Origin of the sequence: Pantoea sp. USHLN256 (assembly GCF_037149875.1) — a bacterium.
Lineage (GTDB): Bacteria > Pseudomonadota > Gammaproteobacteria > Enterobacterales > Enterobacteriaceae > Pantoea > Pantoea nemavictus.
The window spans coordinates 510,949-536,317 of record NZ_JBBCQO010000003.1 but is presented as its reverse complement, the minus strand read 5'-3'; the positions used below and the strand labels follow the sequence as shown (position 1 = coordinate 536,317).

At 55.4% G+C, this 25,369-nt stretch carries 26 protein-coding genes and 1 other annotated feature; of the genes, 16 read left to right on the top strand and 10 right to left on the bottom strand.

The genetic code is table 11. The features are described from left to right. Window positions 1-129: 129 nt before the first annotated feature. The 5 genes from WFL93_RS11680 to ltnD all read right to left on the bottom strand — a co-directional run bounded on the left by WFL93_RS11680 (window position 130) and on the right by ltnD (window position 5,283). Window positions 130-1,482, bottom strand: coding sequence for a GntP family transporter (locus WFL93_RS11680; protein WP_007888850.1), 1,353 nt, complete (start codon window positions 1,480-1,482; stop codon window positions 130-132). 228 nt (window positions 1,483-1,710) lie between these two features. After that, window positions 1,711-2,490 carry an HPr family phosphocarrier protein gene (locus WFL93_RS11675; RefSeq protein WP_336778168.1) on the bottom strand — a complete coding sequence of 260 codons (780 nt, stop codon included), beginning with the start codon at window positions 2,488-2,490 and terminating at the stop codon, window positions 1,711-1,713. Further along, a complete protein-coding gene (otnC, locus tag WFL93_RS11670) occupies window positions 2,490-3,116 on the bottom strand; it encodes a 3-oxo-tetronate 4-phosphate decarboxylase (protein WP_336778180.1) in 627 nt (208 codons plus the stop codon). Before otnC ends, WFL93_RS11675 begins: the two co-directional genes overlap by 1 nt. Continuing rightward, window positions 3,116-4,372 (bottom strand): 3-oxo-tetronate kinase, encoded by a 1,257-nt coding sequence (gene otnK / locus WFL93_RS11665; RefSeq protein WP_336778167.1) that lies wholly within the window; start codon window positions 4,370-4,372, stop codon window positions 3,116-3,118. Before otnK ends, otnC begins: the two co-directional genes overlap by 1 nt. A 2-nt stretch (window positions 4,373-4,374) precedes the next feature. Then, a complete protein-coding gene (gene ltnD, locus WFL93_RS11660; RefSeq protein WP_180822112.1) occupies window positions 4,375-5,283 on the bottom strand; it encodes an L-threonate dehydrogenase in 909 nt (302 codons plus the stop codon). Between the two features lie 258 nt (window positions 5,284-5,541). Here ltnD and ygbI point away from each other — a divergent pair, with 258 nt between their 5' ends. Further along, window positions 5,542-6,303: a DNA-binding transcriptional repressor YgbI gene (gene ygbI, locus WFL93_RS11655; protein ID WP_036620801.1), complete on the top strand. Its 762-nt coding sequence runs from the start codon at window positions 5,542-5,544 to the stop codon at window positions 6,301-6,303. Window positions 6,304-6,460: 157 nt separating this feature from the next. On the opposite strand, the gene WFL93_RS11650 is transcribed toward ygbI, so the two are convergent. Beyond that, entirely contained in the window at window positions 6,461-7,819 is a 1,359-nt protein-coding gene (locus WFL93_RS11650; RefSeq protein ID WP_007888862.1) for an APC family permease, read from the bottom strand. Between the two features lie 371 nt (window positions 7,820-8,190). Next, entirely contained in the window at window positions 8,191-9,606 is a 1,416-nt protein-coding gene (locus tag WFL93_RS11645; protein ID WP_007888864.1) for a glutamine synthetase family protein, read from the bottom strand. 213 nt (window positions 9,607-9,819) lie between these two features. Between WFL93_RS11645 and puuD the strand changes: the two genes are divergently transcribed. Genes puuD through WFL93_RS11630 form a run of 3 tightly spaced genes read left to right on the top strand, consistent with a single transcriptional unit; the run spans window position 9,820 to window position 12,440 of the window. Further along, complete coding sequence (gene puuD / locus WFL93_RS11640; protein ID WP_336778166.1) at window positions 9,820-10,584, top strand: gamma-glutamyl-gamma-aminobutyrate hydrolase; 765 nt, start codon at window positions 9,820-9,822, stop codon at window positions 10,582-10,584. Then, complete coding sequence (gene puuR / locus WFL93_RS11635) at window positions 10,581-11,138, top strand: HTH-type transcriptional regulator PuuR (RefSeq protein ID WP_007888866.1); 558 nt, start codon at window positions 10,581-10,583, stop codon at window positions 11,136-11,138. The genes puuD and puuR overlap by 4 nt, the downstream gene beginning before the upstream one ends. 24 nt (window positions 11,139-11,162) lie before the next feature. Further along, complete coding sequence (locus WFL93_RS11630) at window positions 11,163-12,440, top strand: NAD(P)/FAD-dependent oxidoreductase (protein WP_180822114.1); 1,278 nt, start codon at window positions 11,163-11,165, stop codon at window positions 12,438-12,440. Window positions 12,441-12,502: 62 nt separating this feature from the next. Here the strand turns inward: WFL93_RS11630 and WFL93_RS11625 are convergent, their stop codons facing one another. After that, entirely contained in the window at window positions 12,503-13,330 is an 828-nt protein-coding gene (locus tag WFL93_RS11625; protein WP_049852486.1) for an SDR family oxidoreductase, read from the bottom strand. Window positions 13,331-13,506: 176 nt separating this feature from the next. Here WFL93_RS11625 and hisL point away from each other — a divergent pair, with 176 nt between their 5' ends. The 12 genes from hisL to WFL93_RS11565 all read left to right on the top strand — a co-directional run bounded on the left by hisL (window position 13,507) and on the right by WFL93_RS11565 (window position 22,985). After that, entirely contained in the window at window positions 13,507-13,554 is a 48-nt protein-coding gene (gene hisL / locus WFL93_RS11620; protein ID WP_100396937.1) for a his operon leader peptide, read from the top strand. Then, window positions 13,530-13,651: a sequence feature (His leader region), on the top strand. Its footprint overlaps the gene before it by 25 nt. A 53-nt stretch (window positions 13,652-13,704) precedes the next feature. Next, window positions 13,705-14,604 (top strand): ATP phosphoribosyltransferase, encoded by a 900-nt coding sequence (hisG, locus tag WFL93_RS11615; RefSeq protein ID WP_007888873.1) that lies wholly within the window; start codon window positions 13,705-13,707, stop codon window positions 14,602-14,604. A gap of 4 nt (window positions 14,605-14,608) precedes the next feature. Next, complete coding sequence (gene hisD / locus WFL93_RS11610; RefSeq protein ID WP_336778165.1) at window positions 14,609-15,916, top strand: histidinol dehydrogenase; 1,308 nt, start codon at window positions 14,609-14,611, stop codon at window positions 15,914-15,916. Next, on the top strand, window positions 15,913-16,989 hold the full coding sequence (gene hisC / locus WFL93_RS11605; RefSeq protein WP_336778164.1) for a histidinol-phosphate transaminase: 1,077 nt from the start codon (window positions 15,913-15,915) through the stop codon (window positions 16,987-16,989). Before hisD ends, hisC begins: the two co-directional genes overlap by 4 nt. After that, window positions 16,986-18,053: a bifunctional histidinol-phosphatase/imidazoleglycerol-phosphate dehydratase HisB gene (gene hisB / locus WFL93_RS11600; RefSeq protein ID WP_180822117.1), complete on the top strand. Its 1,068-nt coding sequence runs from the start codon at window positions 16,986-16,988 to the stop codon at window positions 18,051-18,053. Before hisC ends, hisB begins: the two co-directional genes overlap by 4 nt. Then, a complete protein-coding gene (hisH, locus tag WFL93_RS11595) occupies window positions 18,053-18,643 on the top strand; it encodes an imidazole glycerol phosphate synthase subunit HisH (RefSeq protein WP_008104825.1) in 591 nt (196 codons plus the stop codon). Before hisB ends, hisH begins: the two co-directional genes overlap by 1 nt. Then, window positions 18,643-19,380: a 1-(5-phosphoribosyl)-5-[(5-phosphoribosylamino)methylideneamino]imidazole-4-carboxamide isomerase gene (hisA, locus tag WFL93_RS11590; RefSeq protein ID WP_007888879.1), complete on the top strand. Its 738-nt coding sequence runs from the start codon at window positions 18,643-18,645 to the stop codon at window positions 19,378-19,380. The genes hisH and hisA overlap by 1 nt, the downstream gene beginning before the upstream one ends. Continuing rightward, a complete protein-coding gene (hisF, locus tag WFL93_RS11585) occupies window positions 19,362-20,138 on the top strand; it encodes an imidazole glycerol phosphate synthase subunit HisF (protein ID WP_007888882.1) in 777 nt (258 codons plus the stop codon). The genes hisA and hisF overlap by 19 nt, the downstream gene beginning before the upstream one ends. After that, entirely contained in the window at window positions 20,132-20,743 is a 612-nt protein-coding gene (gene hisIE, locus WFL93_RS11580) for a bifunctional phosphoribosyl-AMP cyclohydrolase/phosphoribosyl-ATP diphosphatase HisIE (RefSeq protein ID WP_180822120.1), read from the top strand. Before hisF ends, hisIE begins: the two co-directional genes overlap by 7 nt. 118 nt (window positions 20,744-20,861) lie before the next feature. After that, window positions 20,862-22,178, top strand: coding sequence for a type II toxin-antitoxin system HipA family toxin (locus tag WFL93_RS11575; RefSeq protein WP_336778163.1), 1,317 nt, complete (start codon window positions 20,862-20,864; stop codon window positions 22,176-22,178). Then, on the top strand, window positions 22,175-22,510 hold the full coding sequence (locus WFL93_RS11570) for a helix-turn-helix domain-containing protein (protein ID WP_180822122.1): 336 nt from the start codon (window positions 22,175-22,177) through the stop codon (window positions 22,508-22,510). Before WFL93_RS11575 ends, WFL93_RS11570 begins: the two co-directional genes overlap by 4 nt. Beyond that, a complete protein-coding gene (locus WFL93_RS11565) occupies window positions 22,497-22,985 on the top strand; it encodes a YbaK/prolyl-tRNA synthetase associated domain-containing protein (RefSeq protein WP_336778162.1) in 489 nt (162 codons plus the stop codon). The genes WFL93_RS11570 and WFL93_RS11565 overlap by 14 nt, the downstream gene beginning before the upstream one ends. Window positions 22,986-23,000: 15 nt before the next feature. Here the strand turns inward: WFL93_RS11565 and WFL93_RS11560 are convergent, their stop codons facing one another. Then, on the bottom strand, window positions 23,001-24,263 hold the full coding sequence (locus WFL93_RS11560; RefSeq protein ID WP_336778161.1) for an O-antigen ligase family protein: 1,263 nt from the start codon (window positions 24,261-24,263) through the stop codon (window positions 23,001-23,003). After that, window positions 24,250-25,344, bottom strand: coding sequence for a glycosyltransferase (locus WFL93_RS11555; protein ID WP_336778160.1), 1,095 nt, complete (start codon window positions 25,342-25,344; stop codon window positions 24,250-24,252). The genes WFL93_RS11560 and WFL93_RS11555 overlap by 14 nt, the downstream gene beginning before the upstream one ends. Window positions 25,345-25,369 lie beyond the last annotated feature (25 nt).

Genomic DNA, 25,369 nt, shown 5'->3' with positions numbered 1-25,369 from the left:
GCATGGTAACGGTCTCAGTCCAGGGCATAGTGAGTCTCCTCTGCTATGCCATTTATAACTGTTACCCATGTGCCCGGTCTAAAGTGTTACCCATGTGCCCGGTTTGTACCTTCATGGCGACCTGAGAACTTAAATCATTCCCCACACCAGCCACGTCAGCGCAAAACCGCTCAGGCCCATCACGGTAGTCAGCACCGTCCAGGTTTTCAGTCCATCCGCTACCGATAAGCCCAGATAGCGCGTCACGACCCAGAAGCCCGCATCATTAACGTGAGACAAGCCTAACCCGCCGAAACAGGCCGCCAGCGTCACCAATACGCGCTGCATATCCGTCACATCACCGACCGCCTGGCTTAGCAAACCGCTGGTGGTGAGAATCGCTACCGTTGCCGATCCCTGCGAGGCACGCAGCGCCAGCGACAGAATAAACGCAGCCGGTACCAGCGGCAGATGCAGGGTTTCCAGCGTCAACGCCAACGCTTTACCCACGCCAGACTCCACCAGCACCTTACCAAATGCACCGCCCGCACCCGCCACCAGAATCACGCTGGCGGAACTGGGAATTGCGCGGCCAGTCAAATCTTCCAGTTTCTCTTTACTCCAGCCGCGACGCACGCCCAGCAGCCATGCCGCCAGCCCAAGGGCAATCAGCAACGCAATCGCTGGCGTACCAATTACCGTCATTACTGAGCGCAGCATGCTGCCTTCTGCCAGCGTGGTGTGTGCCAAGGTCCCCATCACGATTAACAGGATCGGTACCACAATCAGGCCGGTAATGGTCAGCGCACCTGGCGGTGGCGCGTCATTTTTCGCCTGCCCTTCCGGCTTCGCCAGCTGCAACTGCTCCAGCACATCGACCGAAAGGTGGTACTGACGCAGGTTCATCGCTTTCGCCACGTAGTAGCCCACGATGCCCACCGGAATCGAGATCAGGATGCCCAGCATCATCAGCCAGCCCATATCGGTATGCAGAATACCCGCCGCCGCCGCCGCGCCCGGATGGGTTGGCAGCGCCACGTGCACCGTCAGCATCACGCCCGCCATCGGCAGACCAAACTTCAGCGGCGAGACGCGCGCCACCTTGGTGAAGCCATAAATCAGCGGAATCACGATGATAAAGCCGACCTCAAAGAACACCGGAATGCCGAGGATAAAGGCCGCCATGGTCAACGCCGCGACGGTACGTTTGATACCCAGCGATTTACTGAAGCGCTGCGCCAGCGACTCCGCTCCGCCCGAGGCTTCAATCACCGCGCCCAGCATCGCCCCCAGCACGATGATGATAGTGATATGCCCCAGCAAATTGCCCATCCCGCTAAAGATGGTTTCCATGATTTTGTCCGCCGGAATGCCGGTAGCAATCGCCACCAGCAGGCTGACAATCAGCAGCGCCACGAAGGGATGCACTTTGGTTTTAATCACCAGCAACAGCAAAATCACGATGCTGGCGGTAGCGATAGCTAATAACAACGCGGTAGACATGGTATCCCTCTAATTTAACTACCCTAAATCCTTCAAGCTGCAGGTGCGTTGGCTGCGTGTGCTCGCCCCTGTCACTGACTCCAGTAAGCTCCTGGGGACTCACCCATTTGCCGCCTTCCTGCAGCTCGAAGTATTTACGGTAGAGTTGGAATTTGTTTTTTTAAGGTATTGGAGTAAGACGTCATTGGCACAGCGCGTTAAAGCGCTGTGCTGGGGGTAAAACAAGGGTTATTTTGCGTATGGCGCGAACCAGCCAAGACCGGCTTCGGTGCGGCCGCGCGGGATATATTCACATCCCACCCAACCGTCGTAGCCCACCTCATCCAGCAGATTGAACAGATAGGTGTAGTTAATCTCGCCTTCATCCGGTTCGTGACGATGCGGTGCCGAGGCGATCTGGATATGACGATACCGCCCGGCATATTCGCGAATCAGATGGGTCAGATTGCCGTCCACCAGCTGCGCATGAAATAGATCGAGCTGGGTAAAGACGTTCGGACGATCGATACGCGCCATCATCGCCAGCGTTTGATACTGGCTGGAGTAGAGGTAGTTCGGCTTAGTGACGGGGTTCAGCGCTTCCAGCAGCAGGCGAATACCGTGCGGCGCGAAACGTTCCGCGGCGTAATGCATGTTCTGCACAAAAGTGGTTTCATAAGCGGCGCGATCGGCACCGTTTGGCACCGTTGCCGCCATGATATGCACCTGCTGACAATTCAGCGCCAGCGCATACTCCAGCGCCCGATCGATATCGGCGCGCGCCTCATCTTCACGTCCTGGAATCGCCGAAACGCCCCATTCGCCCGCTTGCACATTGCCTGCCGCGGTGTTGAACAGCACCAGCTCCAGCTGATGTTTCTCCAGCTCGGCTTTAATCACCTCGGCGGGAAAGTCATACGGGAACAGGAATTCGACGGCGCGAAAGCCGGCGTTTGCCGCGGCGGCAAAGCGTTCGATAAACGGCAGTTCGCCGAATTGGGTCGATAAGTTGGCTGCAAACTTAGGCATCAGTAGTTCCTCAATTCCGCCACTTCGCTATCGGTCAGATAACGAATCGGGCGGTCGCCGAGCGTGAACATCAAACGCGCGGTCTCTTCCAGTTCTTCAGTGTTATTAGCGGCTTCGCGCAAGGATTTTCCCACCACCACCGGGCCGTGATTGGCCAGCAGGAAAGCGTTATAACGCGAGGCCAGATTGGCCAAATCGTCCGCTAGCCGCTGATCGCCGGGTTTGTAATACGGCACCACCGGTACATCACCGACGCGCATTACCACGTACGGCGTGAAAGGACGAATGCAGTTTTCGCTGTCGAGATCGCTCAGGCAGGAGAGCGCCGTCAAATAGTGGCTGTGCAGATGCACCACCGCTTTGCAGTTTGGATTGTTGAGATAGAGTGCGCGATGAAATGCCACCTCTTTTGAGGGCTTGTCGCCGGAAAGCCATTCGCCCTGTAGTGTCACTTTCGACAGGCGGTCGGCCTGCAGCTCGCCGAGGCAGGAGCCGGTAGGCGTAGCTAACAGATTGCCATCCTCCAGCAGCAGCGACAGGTTACCTGCCGAACCGGTGGCGTAACCGCGCTGGAAGAAGGACGCGCCGAGCTGGACCATCTCTTCGCGTGCTTGTTGTTCGGTCATCATGAAAACTCCGTTTGTGCGCGGGCAAAGAACTGTTCGTCGCCAAAGTTGCCTGATTTCAGCGCCAGCGACAGCGGCTGCTGGATGTCACGCACCCACGGCACGCCCGGTGAAATCATCGGCCCAATATGGAAGGCGGTGACGCCCAGGCTTTGCGCTACCACGCCCGAGGTTTCGCCGCCGGCGACGATGAAGCGCTGCCAGCCGCGCGCTTTCAGTTCGCGCGTGACGGCGGCAAACAGCTGCTCAACCGCTTCACTGCTGCGTGCCGCACCGTACTGCTGCTGAATAGCCTGTAGCTGCTGCGCATCGGCAGTGGCAAACAGCAACGGTGCCAGATCGGGCTGATGATGGGCGGCAACCCAATCGCATAGCTCCTGCGCATAGCCAGCAACATCGTCGAGGCAGCGTTCAACCCGCACTTCATGCGATGGCGCGTGCTGGCGATAGGCCTCTACCTGACGGTTGGTCATCTGCGAGCAGGATCCAGAAATCACCACCGCGCGCTCGCCCTGTGGACGACCAGCCTGTTCGGCATCGCGGTTCTGTTGCTGCGTCGCCCAGGCGCGGGCAATCCCAATCGCCAGTCCTGAACCACCGGTCACCAGACGCATCTCTTTCAGCGCCTCGCCCTGCGTCAGCAGATGCTGCTCGTGCAGCGCGTCCAGCACCACATAGTTGATGCCCTGCGCTTTCAGCGCATCGAGCTGCGTACGCACCGCATCGGCACCTTGATCCAGCTGTGCTGCATTGATTACCGCTGCCTGACCTTTGGCCTGACGCGTCATCAGGCGCACCAGATTGCTGTCAGTCATTGGCGTCACCGGATGATGGCGCATGCCCGATTCGGACAGCAGCTGGTCGGCAACAAACAGATAGCCCTGATACACCGTACGACCGTTGACCGGCAGCGACGGCGAGATCACCGTTTGCGTTTCGCCTAGCGCCTGCAACAGCGCATCGGTCACCGGACCGATGTTGCCATGCTCGGTGCTGTCGAAAGTGGAGCAATATTTGAAGTAGAAGCGATCGCAGCCCTGCTGTTGCAGCCACTGCAGCGCCGCCAGCGACTGGTCGATGGCCTGCTGGGCCGGGCACGAGCGCGACTTGAGGCTGATAACAATCGCCTGTGCGCTTAATTCATCGTGACCTTCTGGCACGCCGTTGAACTGAATGGTCGGCAGACCGTTCTGTACCAGGAAGCTGGCAATGTCGGTGGCACCAGTAAAGTCGTCCGCGATTACGCCTAAACGCATGATTACTGCTCCTTCGCCTGCGGCAGCGTAATGCCGCTGAAAATTTTGATTACCGCGCTGTCATCTTCACGACCGTGACCGGCATTGCTGGCTTCGGTAAACATGTTGAGCGCGGTGGACGCCAGCGGCAGTGGGAAGTGCAGCGACTTGGCGGTATCCGCCACCAGGTTGAGATCTTTGACGAAGATATCGACTGCAGATTTCGGCGAGTAATCGCCATCGACCACGTGACGCATGCGGTTTTCAAACATCCATGAGTTACCGGCGGCGTTGGTCACCACGTCGTACATGGTGTCGAGCGGAATACCGGCACGCGCGGCCAGCGCCATCGCTTCGGCGCCCACGGCAATGTGCACACCCGCCAGCAGCTGGTGAATGATTTTGACGGTGGAGCCCAGACCGATTTCGCTGCCCACGCGATAGACTTTCGCCGCCACCGCATCCAGCACCGGCTTGAGCAGCGCAAAAGCCTCATCGCTGCCGGACGCCATCACGGTCATCTCGCCAACCGCCGCTTTGGCCGCGCCACCGGAAACGGGCGCATCCAGCATCAGCAGCTGATGCTGAGCCAGCTGCTGTTCTATCGCCTGCGCATCCTGTGAAGAGATGGTGGACGACACCATCACCACCGTGCCCGGCTTGAGCTGCGCCGCCACACCGTTTTCACCGAACAGAATGGCCTTCACCTGCGCGGCGTTAACCACCAGCAGCAGCACCGCATCCAGTTCTGCAGCAAAGCTGGCAGCGGAGGTCTGTGCATCACGTGCTCCGGCCTGACGCAGGGTTTCCAGCGCCTGCGGATTCAGATCAACTCCCCAGGTATTCAATCCTGCACGGATACAAGACTGCGCGGCACCCATGCCCATAGAACCTAAACCAATCACGCCGATGTTATTCACGGTTGCTGACACAGCAAACCTCCATTGTTAATTTAAGTGATAATTTGTTCATTGGTGTTAAGTCTGCCGCAGATACTGGGCAATAAACGTGCGTGGCATCACAAAAATTAACTTACATGCGTAATGATTAACATCATTTCACAGTACCGCCCTGACGCGAAATCCCCTGGCAGCCCGGCTTTCTTGTTAGATTTCGGCAACATAAATTGTGCTGCGGGCTGTGAATCGATGATCTACAATGTGAAAAAATGATAATTCAGGGAGAGCATGGTGATTCCGGTTGAACGTCATCAACAAATTCTAACGCTGGTTGCTGAGCGCGGCGTGGTGAGCATTGCCGAGCTGACTGAGCGGTTGGGCGTATCGCATATGACGATTCGTCGCGATGTGCAGAAGCTGGAAGAGCAAGGCGCGGTGCTGTCGGTATCGGGCGGTGTGCGTTCGGCCGATCGGCTGGCGGCAGAACCGTCGCATCTGGCGAAAACCAACATGTACAGCGGCGAGAAGATGGCGATTGGTCAGTACGCTGCGCGTCATATTCCACGCAACAGCTGCATTTATCTGGACGCCGGCACCACCACGTTAGCGCTGGCGCGTGAACTGGTTGAGCGTGACGATCTGCTAGTGGTGACCAATGATTTCGTGATTGCGCGGCTGCTGATGGAGAGTAGCGACTGCAAGCTGATCCACACGGGCGGCACGGTATGTCGTGAGAACCGTTCCAGCGTGGGTGAAGCGGCGGCGCGCAGTTTGCGTCAGTTGGCGATTGATATCGCCTTTATTTCCGCTTCCTGTTGGGGCCCACGCGGGCTGTATACGCCGGATGAGGATAAAGTGCCGGTCAAGCAGGCGGCGAGCGATGTTAGCAGTAAGCGCGTGTTGCTGAGCGACAGCTCAAAGTACAACAAGATTGCTACGCATCTGGCGTTGCCGCTGGAGCGATTTGATATCCTGGTTACGGATGCGGAGTTGAGTAAAGCTGGGCGCGAAGCGTTAAGTGCGGGGAGTTGGGAATTGGTGATTGCGGGATGAGTTTTTTAAATTGTGCTCGCTGTCCCCCTCCTCGGTCCTCCCCCATTGATAGGGGAGGAAGATGCTGCTACATGCGAGTTAGGAGTGGCATGTGGCAGCGTCTCCTTCCCCCGCTTGCGGGGGAAGGCCGGGATGGGGGACAGCGACTTCAATCAAATCACACTTCTTCGCTGAACTGCGGTACCGGATTGCGGAACGTGCGGGTGACAAACGCCAGGTAGATAATACCAATCGCCGCCCATACCAGGCCGAGCACCATCGAGGTCTCTTCCAGGTTAATCCACAACGCACCGACTGTCAGGGCGCCCATTACCGGCAGCACCAGATAGTTGAGGTGATCTTTCAGCGTCTTGTTACGCTTCTCACGGATCCAGAACTGGGCAATCACCGACAGGTTCACAAAGGTGAACGCGACCAGCGCACCGAAGTTAATCAGCGCGGTTGCCGTGACCAGGTCGAAGTTGATTGCCATCAGCGCCACGGCACCCACCAGCAGCACGTTCAGTGACGGCGTGCGGTATTTCGGATGCACGAAACCAAAGAAACGCTGCGGGAACACGCCATCGCGGCCCATCACGTACATCAGACGTGAAACACCGGCGTGTGCGGCCATACCGGAAGCCAGCACCGTCACCACCGAGAAGATCAGAATGCCAATCTGCAGCGCTTTACCCGCTACGAACAGCATGATTTCTGGCTGTGAAGAGTCCGGATTCTGGAAACGCGAGATGTCCGGGAAGTACAGCTGCAGGAAGTAAGAGACACCAATAAAGATCACACCACCAATCAGCGCGGTGAGAAAAATCGCGCGCGGGATGGTGCGTTCTGCATCTTTGGTCTCTTCCGACAGCGAACTGATGCCGTCAAAGCCGAGGAACGAGAAGCACAGAATGGTCGCGCCGGTAATCATCGGCACCACATGCGCATTCTCAGACCAGAACGGCTTGCTGCTGGTTAACGTCCCTTCGCCAACACCGTGCGCCACACCGTAAACCACCATGCCGGTAATCACCACCATCACCACCACTTGCAGCACGACGATCACGCTGTTGAAGTTGGCAACGGTTTTGATTCCACGCAGGTTGGAGATGGTCATAAAGGCCACCAGCAGCACCACGAAAATCCACGACGGAATGCCCGGCACCAGCGTTTCAAAGTAGCTTTTCGCCAGCAGGATGTTGATCATCGGCATGAACAGGTAGTCCAGCAGTGATGACCAGCCAACCATAAAGCCGACGTGCGGACTGATTGCCTTCTGAGCATAGGTGTAAGCGGAGCCCGCAGATGGGAAGCGGCGTACCAGCTTGCCGTAGCTCACGGCAGTAAACAGAATCGCGATCAGGGCGAAAGCATAAGCGGTGGCGACGTGGCCGTCGGTCAATCCAGACACGATACCGAAGGTATCAAACAGGGTCATTGGCTGCATATACGCCAGGCCCATCATGACAACCGGGATCAAGGTCAGGGATTTTTTCAGGTGTGCACGCTGAGGTGCGGCAGAGGTGTTAAGCGACATTGTTCAGGCCCCCGCAAGCGACAACCGCGATCGGCTGAGCTACCGGGATACTGCGCAATTTGCTGCAGTGAGAAGTGATATAAGTGTTTACGATTGTCGCGGCGCCGTAGTCATCACGGAAGCGAGAACCAGCCTGAGCTGGTGCAATGTTAAACAGTCCCATCTTTGTTTTCCTCAAATCTCACGCTCAAGCGTGTTTGTCGGTATCTATCTATCCGGATGCGTGTCCGGCCTCGTTTAAATTTCAGTGAGTACATCATGCAAAAAAATAACCGACGCGGTTAACGTCGGTTAGTTCTCATTTTGCAGGGCGCGTATTTTGCCCCAACTTATGCCATCGGCACAAGACGTTAGATCAATTCTTCTCAGGCTCAGGCGTTCTTCAACATCCAGTCGATTTCCGTCGAGGTGATCAGCCGCTCAAACTGCATTAACTCGTACTGTTTGCAGCTGTGCCACACCCCGCTAAATCGCTCGCCCAACAGCTTCTGTAGCGGATAGCTATTCTCGAATTCATACAGCGCATCGCTCTGGCGAATCGGCAATGCGAGCCCTTCAGCTTCATGTCCGTTGCCCTGCACCGCAGGCGGTAAAGGTAGCTGATTATCCAGACCGTGCAATATTCCGGCAAGAATTGTTGACACCACCAGATAGGGATTTGCATCCGCACCGGCCACGCGATACTCGATGCGGTGGTTATCGGCATCGCCGCAGGGCACGCGCAGGGCAACCGTACGGTTGTTGTGTCCCCACGATGCCTGCAGCGGCACGTAGGCTTCCGGCAGGAAGCGGCGATAGGCGTTCACGTTGGGGGCCAGTAGCGCCATCGAGGCCGGCATCAGGTCGATCATGCCCGCCAGCGCGCGTTTCATCAGTGGAGAATCGCTGCCGTCATCGAGGGCGAAGGCATTGTGGTCGGCGGCATCCAGCATGCTGATGTGCACATGCATGCCGCTGCCCGCGTACTCTTCATACGGCTTAGCCATAAAAGTGGCGGTCATACCGTGATTTTCTGCCACCTGACGCACCAGCCGTTTCAGCTGGATGGCATGGTCGCACGCCTTCAGCACGTCGCGCGCGTGATGCAGATTGATCTCGAACTGACCAGGTGACGCTTCCGCCAGCGCGCCATCCGCCGGAATGCCCTGCTGTTTGGCTAAACGATCGATATCTCGCAGCACGTCGGCAAAATGGTCAAGATTATCGACCGAGTAAACCTGGCTCTGCATATTGCGATCGTCGCTGCCCGGCGAGCACGGCGGCTGGATAAACCCCTCCGCATCGCGCTTTTTATCCACCAGATAGAACTCCAGCTCTACCGCTACCACCGGGAATAATCCGCGATTGCGCAGCTGTTGCCACAACCGGTTGAGGACATTACGGGGTTCAACGTCAAAGGGAGTGCCATCTTGGTTACACATAGTCAGCAGCAGCTGGGCGATGTGCGTGGGATCGGCGGCAGAGGGAATTAAGGTTCCGGGAACCGGAATGCAGAGGTGGTCGGGTTCGCCCAATGACTGTCCAAGTCCGGCTTCTTCGACGGTGTTGCCGAGAATATCCATGGCGAAAACCGAGGCCGGGAAGTAACACCCTTTTTCCAGTTTAGCCAGCGCTGAGACGGGAATGCGTTTACCGCGAAATACCCCATTTAAATCATTAAGAAGAATATCGACATACTGCGTTTCAGGATGGCGTTCCAGCCAGGTTTTGACCTCCAGCTGGAACGCGCTTGTTCGTTTCTCTTCACTGTGTCGCGTGAAGTCTTCTACTTCTACGAGGTTCGTCATGATCCCACCCGCCCTTTACCGTTTAGAATTGGTGCGCGCAATGCTCAAAATAACAGCCACTCCTCTAACATAGCGCTAACGCAAAAAGTGTGCAAATGTAACAATTCTGCTGGAGGAATGAACGACTGGTTGCTAGATTGACAAAATATTGCACACTTTTAACGCCAGCCGTGCCATTTCGGCGAAAATATTGAACAGCAGCGTGGAGACGTTATGGGCATTATTTTTGACAAGCCTTTGATTGGCGTAGTGATGTGCCAGAACGTTATCGGCAGCCATGCCAGTCAAACGGTTCACAATAAATATCTCGACGCTATCGTACTCGCCGGTGGCGTACCGCTGCCCTTGCCGCATCAGCTAATGCAGGTGCCTCATCTATTAGAAAACAGTATGACCGTGCTGGATGGCATTTTGCTGACCGGCAGCCCAAGTAACATTGAACCCTGGCACTATGGCGAAGACGGCAAAGAGGCGCATGCCGATCCGGCGCGCGATCGCCTCGCCTTCGGCGTGATCACACATGCGGCTGGTAAAAAGATGCCGATGTTTGGCATTTGTCGTGGCCTGCAGGAGCTGGTGGTCGCCAACGGCGGCGCGTTGCATCGTCAGTTACATATGACGCATCTTTTTCAGGAACACCGGGAAGACGGCACGCTCTCGCTGGATGAGCAATATGCGCCGGTGCATGAAGTGCAGCCAGAAGCCGACGGCATGCTGAGCCAGCTGCTCGGCAGCACCGATCCCTTCGCCGTCAATTCGTTACACGGTCAGGGCATTCGTGAAACCGGTCCGCAACTGCGCGTCGAAGCGCGCGCGCCCGACGGACTGATTGAAGCCGTTAGCCTGCCAAAGCACCCTTTCGCCCTCGCGGTGCAATGGCATCCGGAATGGCATTCTGAGCGCGATCCGGTTTCGCGCCGTTTATTTGAGGCCTTTATCCACGCCGCTGCCGGTTATCACAAGGAAAAACAGCCATGAATGATGCCACTCTGGCCCCCGGACGGCGCTTATCGCAGATCCGGCAAGAGTTGGGATTGTCTCAGCGTCGCGTCGCTGAATTGTCAGGTTTAACGCACAGCGCGATTAGCACCATCGAACAGGACAAAGTGAGCCCGGCGGTTAGCACCTTACAGAAGCTCCTGAAGGTTTACGGGTTATCGCTGTCGGAGTTTTTCTCCGAACCCAAAACCCATGCCACGCCGCGGGTGATTGTGCGCCCGGAAGAGTGCGTGGAGATCGGCAGCCTGGGCGTATCGCTGCTGCTGATAGATAACGGTGCCGCGCGACGCGCGCTGGCGATGCTGCTGGAGCGTTATGAACCCGGCGCCAGTACCGGGGAAAAATTGCGCCATCCCGGCGAGGAGACTGGCACGGTGCTGGAAGGCGAGATCACGCTGGTGGTGAACGGCCAGAGTTATCACTTATACCGCGGTGAAAGCTATGTGATTGACACCGGCCTGCCGCACAGTTTTACCAATACCTCAGATCAGCCGTGTCGCATTGTTAGCGCGCATACGCCCGCCAATTTTTAAGGTTTCGCGCTTAAGGAGGATTGAATGCAACATGTGGGGAGTTATTACGCCGCTACCGCCAACGCTCATGCGCCCTGGCCGGAGCTGCAGGAGTCGGTACAGTGCGATGTCTGCATTATTGGCGGCGGCTTTACCGGGCTTTCATCCGCGCTATTTCTGACCGAAGCCGGTTACGACGTGGTGCTGCTTGAAGCGGCAAAAATCGGCTTTGGTGCCAGCGGCCGCAACGGCGGCCAGGTGGTCAACTCGTATAGCCGCGACGTAGATGTGATTGAGCAGCGCTACGGCAAACAAACTGCACAGATGCTCGGCAGCATGATGTTTGAAGGCGCAGACATTATCCGCGACCGTATCGACCGATACGCCATCGCCTGCGACTATCGCCCCGGCGGCATTTTCGCCGCGCTCAATCAACGGCAAATGGGCCATCTACGCAGCCAGCAAGCCAGCTGGGCGCGCTACGGCAATCACGATTTGGAACTGCTGGATGAACGCGGTATTCGTCGCGAAGTGGCGACCGATCGTTATGTCGGTGGCTTACTTGATAAACGTGGTGGACATCTGCATCCGCTTAATCTGGCGCTCGGTGAAGCGGAAGCGATTCGTCGGCATGGCGGGCGCATTTATGAGCAGTCGGCAGCGCTCGAAGTGAAATACGGCGCACCGCATCGGGTGAAAACCGCCAAAGGTGAAGTAAGCGCTACCTTCGTGATTTTTGCCGGCAACGCCTATTTACCGTCACAACTTGAACCGCGCCTGACGCGCAAAAGCATGCCGTGCGGTTCGCAGATCGTCACCACCGAGCCATTAACACGCGATCAGGCGCTGGGTTTGTTGCCAAACAATCATTGCGTGGAGGATTGTAATTATCTGCTTGATTACTTCCGCCTCACCGCGGATAACCGGCTGCTGTATGGCGGCGGCGTGGTGTACGGCGCGCGCGAGCCGGATGATATCGAAGCGCTGATTCGTCCCAAGCTGCTGCGCACCTTTCCGCAGCTGCGTGATATCAAAATCAGCCACCGCTGGAGTGGCAATTTCCTGCTCACCTTGTCGCGCATGCCGCAGTTCGGGCAAATCGAGAAGAACGCCTTCTTTATGCAGGGCGATAGCGGCCACGGCGTCACCTGTACCCATCTTTCGGGGAAATTGATTGCTGAGGTTCTGCGCGGGCATGCGGAACGGTTTGATGCGTTCGCGAAGTTGCCGCATCTGCCGTTCCCTGGTGGGCGACGGTTTAAGGTGCCGCTCACGGCGATGGGCGCGGTTTGGTATGCGCTGAGGGATCGGTTGGGGGTTTGACCAGGTCGCCATGAAGGGCGACCATCCATCATCGGGTGCGCATTAGTGCTCACCTAAAAAACTTACTCCAGCGGCATTTTCATCGGATCATCATAGTTGTACTCAAACCCCAACTCATTAGCGATCTTCGAGCCATCAATCACCTTCCCATTTGAACGCTCTGATTCAGCGACAAACGTTGGTGGCTCAAGCCCTAACTGCTTCGACACGCTCGGATAAAAACTGTCGCGCGACGGATGTTTCGAGGCACACAGGTTGTAGACGTGCCCGCCCTTTGGCGTTTGCAGCAGCAGCACAATCGCGTCTACCACGTCGTCGAGATGTACCAGATTGACCGCATGGCCGCCGTTTTCCAGTCCGGTTTTGCCCGCCAGAAAACGGCCGGGATGACGATTCGGCCCGACTAATCCCGCGAGGCGTACAATATCCACGCTGGTGCCCGGCAGATCGTGCAGCCAGTTCTCCAGCTCCACCAGCGTTTTACCGGCGACGGTTTCCGGCTGCAGCGGGCTGCTCTCTTTCATCACACCTGCGCCGCTGCCGTAAACCGACGTCGAGCTGGTGAAAATGATGCGCGGTACTTTATTCGCTAACGCGGTATCCACCACGTTCTGTACCGCCTGCATGTAATCTTCACCGCCTTTGACCGTGCGGCTGGCGGGCAAGGTCACCACCAGCGCATCCACCGCCATCAGCGTCGCTAAATCTTCGGCTTCGCACTCCAGCTCGGGCGTCAGCACCAACTGGAAGGCGGCAATGCCGCAGCGTCGTGCAGCGTCCACGCCATCCGGCGACGTTTTACTGCCGGTTACCTGCCAGCCGCGTGCCGTTAGCGCCATCGCCAGCGGCATACCCAGCCATCCCAGACCTACAATCGCGACCTTTTTCATATCGACTCCTGCTATGGGCTCACACTTCATCTTAGTGCCGGTAGATGTAGCAAACCAGCGCAAACTGTTTCGGGAGATTCCGGAAATTGACAGTTAAAAAAGGGTTGCCAATTGTCATCATCTTCGTTAGGTTAATCAGCACGCAAATGAATACTCATTCAGCAACGGAATTTACTATGACACGCGTTCAGTTCAACCACCATCATCACCATCACCCTGACTAGTCTTTCAGGCGATGTGTGCTGGGAGACGATTAGGATCTTCCAGTGGTGCGAACGCAAAGAGAGCCCCCGGAAGATCATCTTCCGGGGGTTTTTTTATGGGCGAACGCAACCCAACAAGCTCAGACAGGATTGAATAAGAGGATAGGAACCATGTTAGATAACACCCGTATTCGCATAGCTATGCAGAAATCTGGCCGTTTAAGCGATGAATCACGCGAACTGCTGGCCCGCTGCGGTATCAAAATCAACCTTCAGCAGCAGCGTCTGATTGCGTTTGCGGAGAACATGCCCATCGACATCCTGCGCGTGCGTGATGACGATATTCCGGGCCTGGTGATGGATGGCGTGGTGGATCTCGGTATCGTCGGTGAAAACGTACTGGAAGAAGAACTGTTAAACCGTCGTGCCCAAGGTGAAGACCCGCGCTATTTCACGCTGCGTCGTCTGGATTTCGGCGGTTGTCGCCTATCGCTGGCGATGCCGGTGGATGCTGAGTACACCGGTCCGCAGTGCCTGAATAATGCCCGCGTTGCTACCTCTTATCCGCACCTGCTGAAGAAATACCTCGATAAACAAGGCGTCACCTTCAAATCCTGCCTGCTAAACGGTTCTGTCGAAGTCGCGCCACGCGCTGGCCTGGCCGATGCGATTTGTGACCTGGTGTCTACCGGCGCGACGCTGGAAGCCAACGGTCTACGCGAAGTGGAAGTGATCTACCGCTCGAAAGCGGTGCTGATTCAGCGCGACGGCGAACTGCCCGCCGCCAAGCAAGAGCTGATTGATAAAATGATGACGCGTATTCAGGGCGTGATCAAAGCGCGTGAGTCTAAGTACATCATGCTGCATGCGCCAAGCGAGCGTCTGGAAGAAGTGATTGCCCTGCTGCCGGGCGCTGAGCGTCCAACCGTGCTGCCGCTGGCTGGTGACGTGAGCCGCGTGGCGATGCACATGGTGAGCACCGAAACCCTGTTCTGGGAAACCATGGAAAAACTGAAAGCGCTGGGTGCCAGCTCGATCCTCGTACTGCCAATCGAAAAAATGTTGGAGTAACACGATGAGCAACCTGATGACACCGATTGATTGGCAGCAGTGCAACGCAGAGCAGCAGCAAGCGCTGCTAATGCGTCCGGCAATTTCGGCTTCAGAAAGCATCAGCCAAATCGTGCGCGACGTGCTGGTGAAAGTAAAAGAAGAAGGCGATACGGCGCTGCGTGAATTCAGTGCGCGCTTCGACAAGGTACAGGTGGATAATCTGCGCGTCAGCGCTGCAGAGATGCAGGCGGCCAGCGATCGTCTTAGCGACACGCTCAAGCAGGCGATGGCGGTCGCTGTTGGAAATATTGAAACCTTCCATAACGCCCAGATCCTTGCCGAAGTGGATGTAGAAACCCAGCCCGGCGTGCGCTGCCAGCAGATTACCCGACCGGTGAAATCGGTGGGTTTATATATTCCTGGCGGTTCCGCTCCGCTGTTCTCGACCGTATTGATGCTGGCGACGCCTGCGCGCATCGCCGGTTGCGGTCGCGTGGTGTTGTGCTCGCCACCGCCGATTGCCGATGAGATTCTTTACGCCGCACAGCTGTGCGGTGTGAAAGAGGTGTTTCAGGTTGGCGGTTCACAAGCCATCGCCGCCCTCGCCTTCGGCACCGAAACCGTGCCGAAAGTGGACAAGATTTTTGGCCCGGGCAATGCCTACGTGACTGAAGCGAAACGTCAGGTCAGCCAGCGTTTAGATGGCGCGGCAATTGATATGCCTGCCGGTCCATCCGAAGTGCTGGTGATTGCCGATGAAGGCGCCACGCCAGCGTTCGTGGCATCCGATTTGCTGTCGCAGGCGGAACACGGTCCGGATTCACAGGTGATTCTGTTAACGCCGTCGCTGCAGCTGGCTGAAGACGTGGCGCAAGCGGTTGAGGAACAACTGGCGCAGCTGCCGCGTGCCGCTACTGCGCGCCAGGCGTTAGAGAGCAGCCGTTTGATTGTGCTGCGCGACCTGGAACAGTGCATCGAGATCTCCAACCTGTACGGCCCGGAGCACCTGATTATTCAGACGCGTCAGCCGCGCGATTTGGTCGATAGCATCACCAGCGCCGGTTCGGTATTTCTTGGCGACTGGTCCCCGGAATCGGCGGGCGATTACGCTTCTGGCACCAACCACGTGCTGCCGACTTACGGTTATACCGCGACCTGTTCCAGCCTCGGCCTGGCTGATTTCCAGAAACGCATGACGGTGCAAGAGCTGACGCCGCAAGGCTTCCTCAATCTTGCCGCGACGATTGAAACGCTGGCCGCCGCCGAGCAGCTGGAAGCCCACAAAAATGCCGTTACCCTGCGTGTTACCGCGCTGAAGGAGCAAGCATGAGCCTGAATATTGAAGAATTAGCGCGCGCTAACGTGCGAGCACTGACGCCGTATCAATCGGCGCGTCGTCTGGGTGGCAATGGTGATGTGTGGCTGAACGCCAACGAATTCCCGCTGCCGGTGCCGTTTGAGCTGTCGCAGCAGACGCTGAATCGCTATCCGGAATGCCAGCCGAAGATTGTGATTGAGCGCTACGCCGCCTACGCCGGTTTAACGCCGGAACAGGTTCTGGTGAGCCGCGGCGCGGATGAAGGCATCGAACTGCTAATGCGCGCCTTCTGCGAGCCGGGCAAAGATGCGATTCTGTTCTGCCCGCCAACCTACGGCATGTACAGCGTCAGCGCCGAAACCATCGGCATTGAATATCGCACCGTGGCCGCGCTCGACGACTGGCAGCTGAATCTGCCGGCGATTGCCGAGCAGCTCGACGGCGTAAAAGTTGTCTATATGTGCAGCCCGAACAATCCCACCGGCAACCTGATCAGTCAGGATGACATCCGCGAGCTGCTGGCGATGACCGCCGGTAAAGCGCTGGTGGTGGCTGATGAAGCCTATATCGAGTTCTGCCCGGAAGCGACGCTGGCGGGCTGGCTGCAGGATTATCCGCATCTGGTGATTCTGCGCACGCTGTCCAAAGCCTTTGCGCTGGCCGGATTGCGCTGCGGTTTCACCCTGGCGAATAAGCCGGTGATCGACCTGCTGATGAAGGTGATTGCGCCCTATCCACTCGCCACGCCAGTCGCCGATGTGGCCGGGCAAGCCCTGAGCGATCAAGGCATTACGCTGATGCGCCAGCACGTCGCCGAGCTGAACGCCAATCGCAGCTGGCTGTTTGAGCAGTTGCCACAGATTAAGGTGGTGCAGCAGGTGTTCCCAAGCGAAACCAACTACATTCTGGCGCGCTTCACTGATTCACCAAAAGTGTTTAAAACGCTGTGGGATCAAGGCATTATTCTGCGCGACCAAAATAAAAACCCCGGCCTTGCGGGATGCCTGCGCATCTCGATCGGCACCAGTAAAGAGTGCGAGCGCCTGATCGCCGCGCTGCAAGCCTTATCAGTGGAGCAAGCATGAGTCAGAAGATCCTTTTTATCGACCGCGACGGCACCATCATCTCTGAGCCACCAACTGATTATCAGGTGGATCGTATGGAGAAGCTGGCGTTTGAGAAGAACGCCATTCCTGCACTGCTGGCGTTGCAGGAAGCGGGTTATCAGCTGGTGATGATCACTAATCAGGATGGCCTCGGCACCGATAGCTTCCCGCAGGCTGATTTTGATGGTCCGCACAACCTGATGATGCAGATCCTCAGCTCGCAAGGCGTGAACTTCAGCGACATCTTAATCTGCCCGCACCTGCCGGAAGATAACTGCGATTGCCGCAAGCCGAAAACCAAAATGGTGGAAGCCTGGCTGGCCGCTGGCGCGCTGGATACCGCCAACAGCTATGTGATTGGCGATCGTCTCACCGACATTCAGCTGGCGCAGAACATGGGCATTCAGGGCCTGCGCTATGGCGCGGAAGGCGAAGATTGGGATGCAATTCAGGCGCGCCTCACCAAACGTGACCGCTACGCGCTGGTGCAGCGCAACACCAAAGAGACGCAGATTAAAGTCGAAGTGTGGCTGGACCGCGAAGGCGGCAGCAAAATCAATACCGGCGTCGGCTTCTTTGACCACATGCTCGATCAGATTGCGGTGCATGGCGGCTTCCGCATGAACATCGATGTAAAAGGCGATCTCTACATCGACGATCACCACACCGTGGAAGATACCGGTTTAGCACTTGGCGAAGCCTTGCTGAAAGCGCTGGGCGACAAACGTGGCATCGGCCGTTTTGGCTTCGTGCTACCAATGGATGAGTGCCTGGCGCGCTGTGCGCTGGACATCTCCGGCCGCCCGCACATCGAATTCAAAGCCGAGTTCAGCTATCAGCGCGTCGGCGATCTCAGCACCGAGATGGTTGAGCACTTCTTCAGCTCGCTCTCCTACGCCATGATGAGCACGCTGCACCTGAAAACCAAAGGCCGCAACGATCACCATCGTGTGGAAAGCCTGTTCAAAGCCTTTGGCCGCACGCTGCGCCAGGCGATTCGCGTGGAAGGCAACACCTTGCCGAGCTCGAAAGGAGTGCTGTGATGAACGTGGTGATCCTCGATACCGGCTGCGCCAACCTGTCGTCGGTGAAGTGGGCAATTGAGCGCCTCGGCTACACGCCGCAGGTCAGCCGCGATCCCGACGTGGTATTGCATGCCGACAAGCTGTTGCTGCCGGGCGTGGGTACCGCGCAGGCGGCAATGAATCAGCTGCAGGAGCGCGATCTCATCGATCTGATCAAAGCCTGTACCCAGCCGGTGCTCGGCATCTGCCTTGGCATGCAGCTGCTCGGTCGCGGCAGCGACGAGAACGGTGGCGTCACCACGCTGGGCCTGGTTGATGAGCCGGTCACGCTGATGGACACGCAGGATCTACCACTGCCGCACATGGGCTGGAACCAGATCACCGCCAAAGCGGGCCACCATCTGTTCCGAGACATTCCCGATGGCAGCTACTTCTACTTCGTGCACAGCTACGCCATGCCGGTGAATGCGGCCACCATCGCCCAGTGCGATTACGGCCATCCGTTCACCGCTGCCCTGCAGAAAGATAACTTCTTCGGCGTGCAGTTCCACCCCGAGCGTTCAGGCAAAGCCGGCGCGCAGCTGCTGAAAAATTTCCTGGAGATGTAATGATTATCCCCGCATTAGATTTGATCGACGGCAAAGTGGTGCGCCTGCATCAGGGCGATTACGGCCAGCAGCGCGATTACGGTAGCGATCCGCTGCCGCGCTTACAGGATTACGAGCGCCAGGGCGCCGAAGTGCTGCATCTGGTGGATTTGACCGGCGCGAAAGATCCGGCCAAACGTCAGATTCCTCTGCTCACCAGCTTACTGCGCGGCGTGAACGTGCCGGTGCAGGTTGGCGGCGGCATCCGCAACCGCGATGACGTAGCGGCGCTGCTGGCCGCGGGTGCCACGCGCGTGGTGGTGGGTTCCACCGCGGTGAAGCAACCGGAAGAGGTGAAAAGCTGGTTTAACGAGTTTGGCGCGGACGCCATCGTGCTGGCATTAGATGTGCGCATTGATGGCAACAACCGCAAAGAAGTGGCGATCAGCGGCTGGCAGGAAGCGGCCGGCGTAACGCTGGAAGAGGTGATTGGCTGGTATCAGCCGGTGGGCCTCAAGCATGTGTTGTGTACCGATATTTCGCGCGACGGCACGCTGAGCGGCTCTAACGTTGAACTGTATAAAGAAGTGTCTGCGGCCTTCCCGGACATCGCCTTCCAGTCTTCTGGCGGCATAGGTTCGCTGGATGACATCGCGGCGTTACGCGGTAGCGGCGCGCAGGGCGTGATCGTCGGTCGCGCTTTACTGGAAGATAAATTCACGGTGGCGGAGGCGATTGCATGCTGGCAAAACGGATAATTCCTTGTCTTGATGTACGTGACGGGCAAGTGGTGAAAGGCGTTCAGTTCCGTAACCACGAAATCATCGGCGACATCGTGCCGCTGGCGCAGCGTTATGCGCAGGAAGGCGCGGACGAGCTGGTGTTCTACGATATCACCGCCTCTTCGGATGGCCGCGTAGTGGACAAAAGCTGGGTATCGCGCGTGGCGGAAGTGATCGATATTCCTTTCTGCGTGGCGGGCGGCATCAAAAGTGAAGAGGACGCGGCACGCATTCTGCAGTTCGGTGCCGACAAGATCTCTATCAACTCACCGGCATTGGCCGATCCAACACTGATTACGCGCCTGGCCGATCGCTTTGGCGTGCAGTGCATCGTGGTGGGCATTGATACCTGGTTTGATGAAGCGAGCGGCAAATATCACGTCAATCAGTACACCGGCGACGAAGCGCGCACCAAAGTCACCACATGGGAAACTCTTGATTGGGTGCAGGAAGTGCAGAAGCTTGGTGCGGGTGAAATCGTTCTCAACATGATGAACCAGGATGGCGTGCGGAATGGCTATGATCTGGTGCAGCTGAAGAAAGTGCGCGATGTCTGCAAAGTGCCGCTGATCGCGTCCGGTGGCGCGGGCACCATGCCGCACTTCCTTGAAGCCTTTGAGCAAGCGAACGTCGATGGCGCGCTGGCCGCTTCAGTGTTTCACAAACAAATTATTAATATCGGTGAGTTGAAAAACTTCCTGATCGACAACGGTGTGGAGATTCGCGCGTGTTAACTGCAGAACAACTGAGCAAGCTGGATTGGGTCAAAACCGCGGGCATGATGCCCGTTATCGTCCAGCACAACGTTTCCGGCGAAGTGCTGATGCACGGTTATATGAACGAGGAAGCGCTGCAAAAAACCCTCAGCGAGGGCAACGTGACTTTCTTCTCACGCACCAAAAACCGCTTGTGGACCAAAGGCGAAACCTCGGGCCACTTCCTGCAAGTGGCGAGCATCACGCCGGATTGCGATAACGACACGCTGCTGGTGCTGGCCAATCCGATTGGCCCAACCTGCCATCTCGGCACCTCAAGCTGCTTCTCGCCGGCTGCGCCCGACTGGACTTTCCTCTACCAGCTGGAGCAACTGCTGGCGTCGCGCAAAACCGCCGATCCGGAGAGCTCGTACACCGCGAAACTTTACGCTAGCGGCACCAAGCGCATTGCCCAGAAAGTGGGTGAAGAAGGCGTGGAAACCGCGCTGGCGGCTACGGTTAACGATCGTCACGAGTTGACCAATGAAGCGTCGGACCTGCTTTATCACCTGCTGGTGCTGCTGCAGGATCAGGATCTGGATTTGAGTACCATCATCAATAATCTGCGCAAGCGTCATAAATAACTGATTGTGCAATATGCTGCTCAAAATTGGCTGATGAAGCCAAAATTGAGCAGCATGCTTCTCAAAAAAAACAAAACAAACTAGAATTGAGCAATATACTGCTCAACTTGGGTTTCCCATGCTTACTCTGCAGATCTACCTGGATGGATGCTGGCATGATGCCGCGGTGCTTGATTTTAAAGCGCCGCTCAAAGGCCGCGACGGCGAAGCCCTGCTTGCATACGACTTCAACTATGCCGTTGAACATTTAGACCGCAACGATATGGCCAGCTGCAGCATCAACTATCCGGTCATGCTGATTGGCAGCCATTTTGCTAAACCCTGGTTTGGTTTTCTTGATGACATCATTCCCGCCGGTGCCAGCAGACGTTACTGGATTACGCAGCTGGGTCTGCAAAGTAAACCTGCGAACGAGCAAGATTACACGCTGTTGAAGGCTGGAACCATCGCGCCTGTGGGCAACCTGAGAATAAAAGAGTCACTGCCGCAACTGCCGCCAGACAGCCGACTGAAAAGCCGACGTTTTCCCGCCGAATGGGCGATTGAACGGGATACCGACTTTCTTGAGTACGCGCAGCAAATGGGCGCGGCAAGCGGTGGTGCAACGGGCGCAGGCGGTGAAGCACCAAAATTACTGTTGCGTCGTAATAGCAACAGCGAAGTGTGGATCGATACCTGGCAAGATGATCAGCTGAATCAAGACACACCTTATCTGGTCAAATATCCTCGCGGCGCACGCACGCCAATTGATTGCGACATCCTGCGAGCGGAATACCATTTCTATCACGAACTCACCGCGCTTGGGGTTGCAACCATCGATACGCAACACATGTTGCTGTGCGAAGGCGAGCGCTACCCTTCCCTTTGGCTGCCGCGTTTCGATATTGATTTTATCGCCGGTAAAAAAAACCTATACGGGCTGGAATCCGTTTACTCAATTATGCAAAAAGCGCCGGGTAGCTTTCTCAACCATTTTGAGGTTATACGTTGTCTGGTGCGTGTGCTGAAATTGAACAACAAGCAAACAGCAGAAATGGTTATTGAGTGGGTGAAACGCGACATGCTGAATATCGCCTTTGGTAATTCTGATAATCACGGCCGCAATAGCGCCATTCTGAAGAAAATTGGCTGTATGTGGCTGGCGCCTGTTTATGATTTCGCACCGATGAAAGCCGACCCGGAAGGCGTGGTACGCACCACGCAATGGGGATCGCCGTATGAGGAAGGCGGCAATTATCAATGGCATTTTATTGCGCAGCAACTTAATGACTTGGTATCTGAAAGTGTCCTCCTGCAAGAGCTAAGCGTACTAGCAAATAAGTTGAAAGGATTGAAAGCCCGGCTGAAGGCTCGCGGCGTACCGGCTTCGATATTGGAGATGCCCGGCATCGGCTTTAACCACCTGGATGAGCGCATTGCAGGATGGAAATTATGAACAAAAACCTGTCGCCGTTTGAGCGCGAAGCCATGTTATTAGATTTGCTGCAGCAGTTTATAGAAGAGAAATTCACCCAAGGCGTGTTACTCATGCACCTGCGCAAAAAAGTGTTGGGGTTTTCCCAGGATCGCTATGCCGCACTCGCAGGGATTAGCCGCCGCACGTTATCGGATATTGAGCAGGACAAAGAGAGTGTTACGTTAAGTACGTTGAATCGGGCATTTAAGCCGCTAGGTTTAAAACTCGGTTTACTGCCACGCCAAACACATATGATGCAGGCACTTCTTACTCAACTCACTCAACACGGAGAAAGCCATGACCACGCATGAAAAACTGCTCGCGCTGCTCGAGCAACATCAGGCGCGCTATCGCGTGATTGAGCATGAAGCGACTGGCAAGTGTGAAGCGGTGGCAGCGATTCGTGGCACCGAAGTGGGGCAAGGCGCGAAGGCGCTGGTGTGTCATGTGAAAGGTAATGGCGTTAAACAGCATGTGCTGGCGGTGCTACCGGCCGATCAGCAGGCCGATCTCAGCAAAGTGGCAGCTGCGGTTGGCGGCCGACGCGCTTCACTGGCCTCGCCTGCGGAAGTCGATGCGTTAACCGGCTGTGTGTTCGGTGCTATTCCGCCGTTTAGTTTTCATGCGGATTTACAGCTGGTGGTCGATCCACTGCTGTTCGAACGCTATGACGAAATCGCCTTTAATGCTGGCGTGCTGGAGAAATCGGTGGTGCTGAGTATTACGGATTACCAATTGATCTGCGCGGGGAGTTCAAGCGTGGCGCGGATTATTGCGGAGCAATAACACGCGCCTTTGAGATTATTCTTTATGCTGCTTGGGCTGAATAGTGCACAACGCTACGACGATAGTAAACAGCATTGATGTCGGTGAATAGATCAACACAGAATCGGTCATTCCCATAATGAACAATGCGGCTACCGGCATGGAAATACCCATTAATGCATCGCGCTTGAACCAGATTATAAGTACCGCAGCATATAAGAAGATGAATATTGCTACGCCTAAAATACCTTGTAGAGTAGCGATCTCCAAAAATTCGTTATGCATATTATATTTTACGTTGGCATAACCCTCGGCATTGCCTGGGTGAACACGCGCAATATATTCCCTGGCGGTTACCGTACGTACATCTGGTGAAGAAAAACCAAGATGTTGTGGCAAAAAGTGAATTCCGCTGTCCCAAATGGCGACGCGCGCGCCTACCGATGTTGAACTATTGCTACTGTAATCTTCAATGTCACTGATGCCTTGCTTCCAACGTTCGCTAGTCAATCCGGCTAATATAACAAAGAGAATAAGTGCATACAGCCGATTGCGCTTAGGCCTTAAAATTTCCAGCAGACCGTAAAAGCGGCTAATCTGGCAAAGTGTAATGAACATAAAAGCCAATAGTGAAACACGCGTTCCGCTTAAGATAATCAAACTTAATATGATAACTGCAAATGAGGCATCAGCAAAAATCCATTTACGATTTGCGTCTTTAATTGATAACCACAGATAAGTGCAGTAAAGAAACATGACCATATAAGATGAACTTGAGGCGCCATCTGCAGTGAGTTTAATTCGTTTTCCAGTTTGTAAGTATTCATGTATACCAAACAACAACGCAACTGATACTCCAAGCCAAATCATTGCTTTACTGATATAAATGGTATTTTCTGAAATATCATCGTTATACATAGCAATCACAGCAACAACAAAGGCAGCTAACATCAGTCGTTTACCACCCAGCCTGTAATTATTCAGGATGTTATTGGTTGGCGTAGTAAAATTAGCATAATTGTCATTGATATAAACCGCCCAACCAAAACGTAGCGCCCCCATAATGAACAGCGCTGAGAATAACAGAAGTATATATCTATTCATCCGCATGCGGTTAGATGGCGAGGCAAGCGTATAAATAAATAGAAATCCTGAAAGATAAGCAGCAATGTAGAATACTTTCTGCGCGAAACCGTAGGTAAACAAATTAGTGGCAAGCGTGCAACAAAGTAAGATCACAATCGTATTTACTGTTGCTGCCTTTCCTACCATAGGTAAGTTGGGTTTAACTATGTTCAATCGGAGCGTCCTGATCGATGATATTTGTTAGTTTTTCCATGTAATTTTGCTCGTTGAATGCTATCACACTGTCTTTGATGCTCTGCGCATCTGGCAGTACTTCACCCTCAACAATGGATTGTAAAATTGTGGTCAATCGAACCACATCATTGACGGGATAGAGATATCCATTTACGCCCGATGAAATGATTTCGGACGGACCGCTGACGCAATCAGAAGAAATACAAAAAATTCCGCGCGCCATCGCTTCCAGCAAGATCAGCGGAAATCCTTCATGGTTCGAGGTCAATACTAAGGCTGTCACCTGTTTGATATAAGACGCAATATAATCCCATGCATTTTGCTGCCAGCCATGCCAGTGTATGTTGTCTGCGATACCTAACTGCTGCGCATAGGCTTCACATCTCGCGCGATCGTCCCCATCACCCACAATATCCAATAGCCAGTCACCGCGAACGTGCCGTAATGCATCAAACAGATCTTTCAGCTGTTTCTGTTCTTCAAAGTGCACCCGCCCCACAAACAAGAAACGTGCAGTCTGCGGCTGCGGAATCACAATATTAACCATTTGTACCGGGTTAAATATCACATGTACGTGCTCAGGATGGGCACCAAGCTCAATCAGCTGTGACTTAATCGCCTCACTGATTGCAAGATGCTGATCTGCCAACATCAAATAGTGTGGGCGATAGCGTTGCTTCGGTGGAAGGTGCATCCAGGAATAGAGTGTCGCCTTATGGCCGCTGTAGTTAAGCGCTTTGCGGGCTAGCATGCAGGGGACAGTATTGAGCGCAATGATGTGATCGGGCCGATGCTGACGGATGAATTTTGCCAACCGCTGGACGTGGATAAAATTGTATATTTTAGAATTGCCTGTCAAGCGACGGCTTTTTCCCCATACCAGCTCATTCGCCCAGTTATCGGACGTAATCTTATTAGATGATTCGAAGAGAAACAGTCCAGCGTTGAAGTGACTGTCGCGGTTAAGTTGATCAATAACCTGTCTGGTCACGTTTTCCATGCCACCGTGACCGCTCAGCGTTTCAGCTACAAAGAGAATTTTACTTGGTGTTAGCGTCATGCTTTGGATCTCATTGCAGTATATC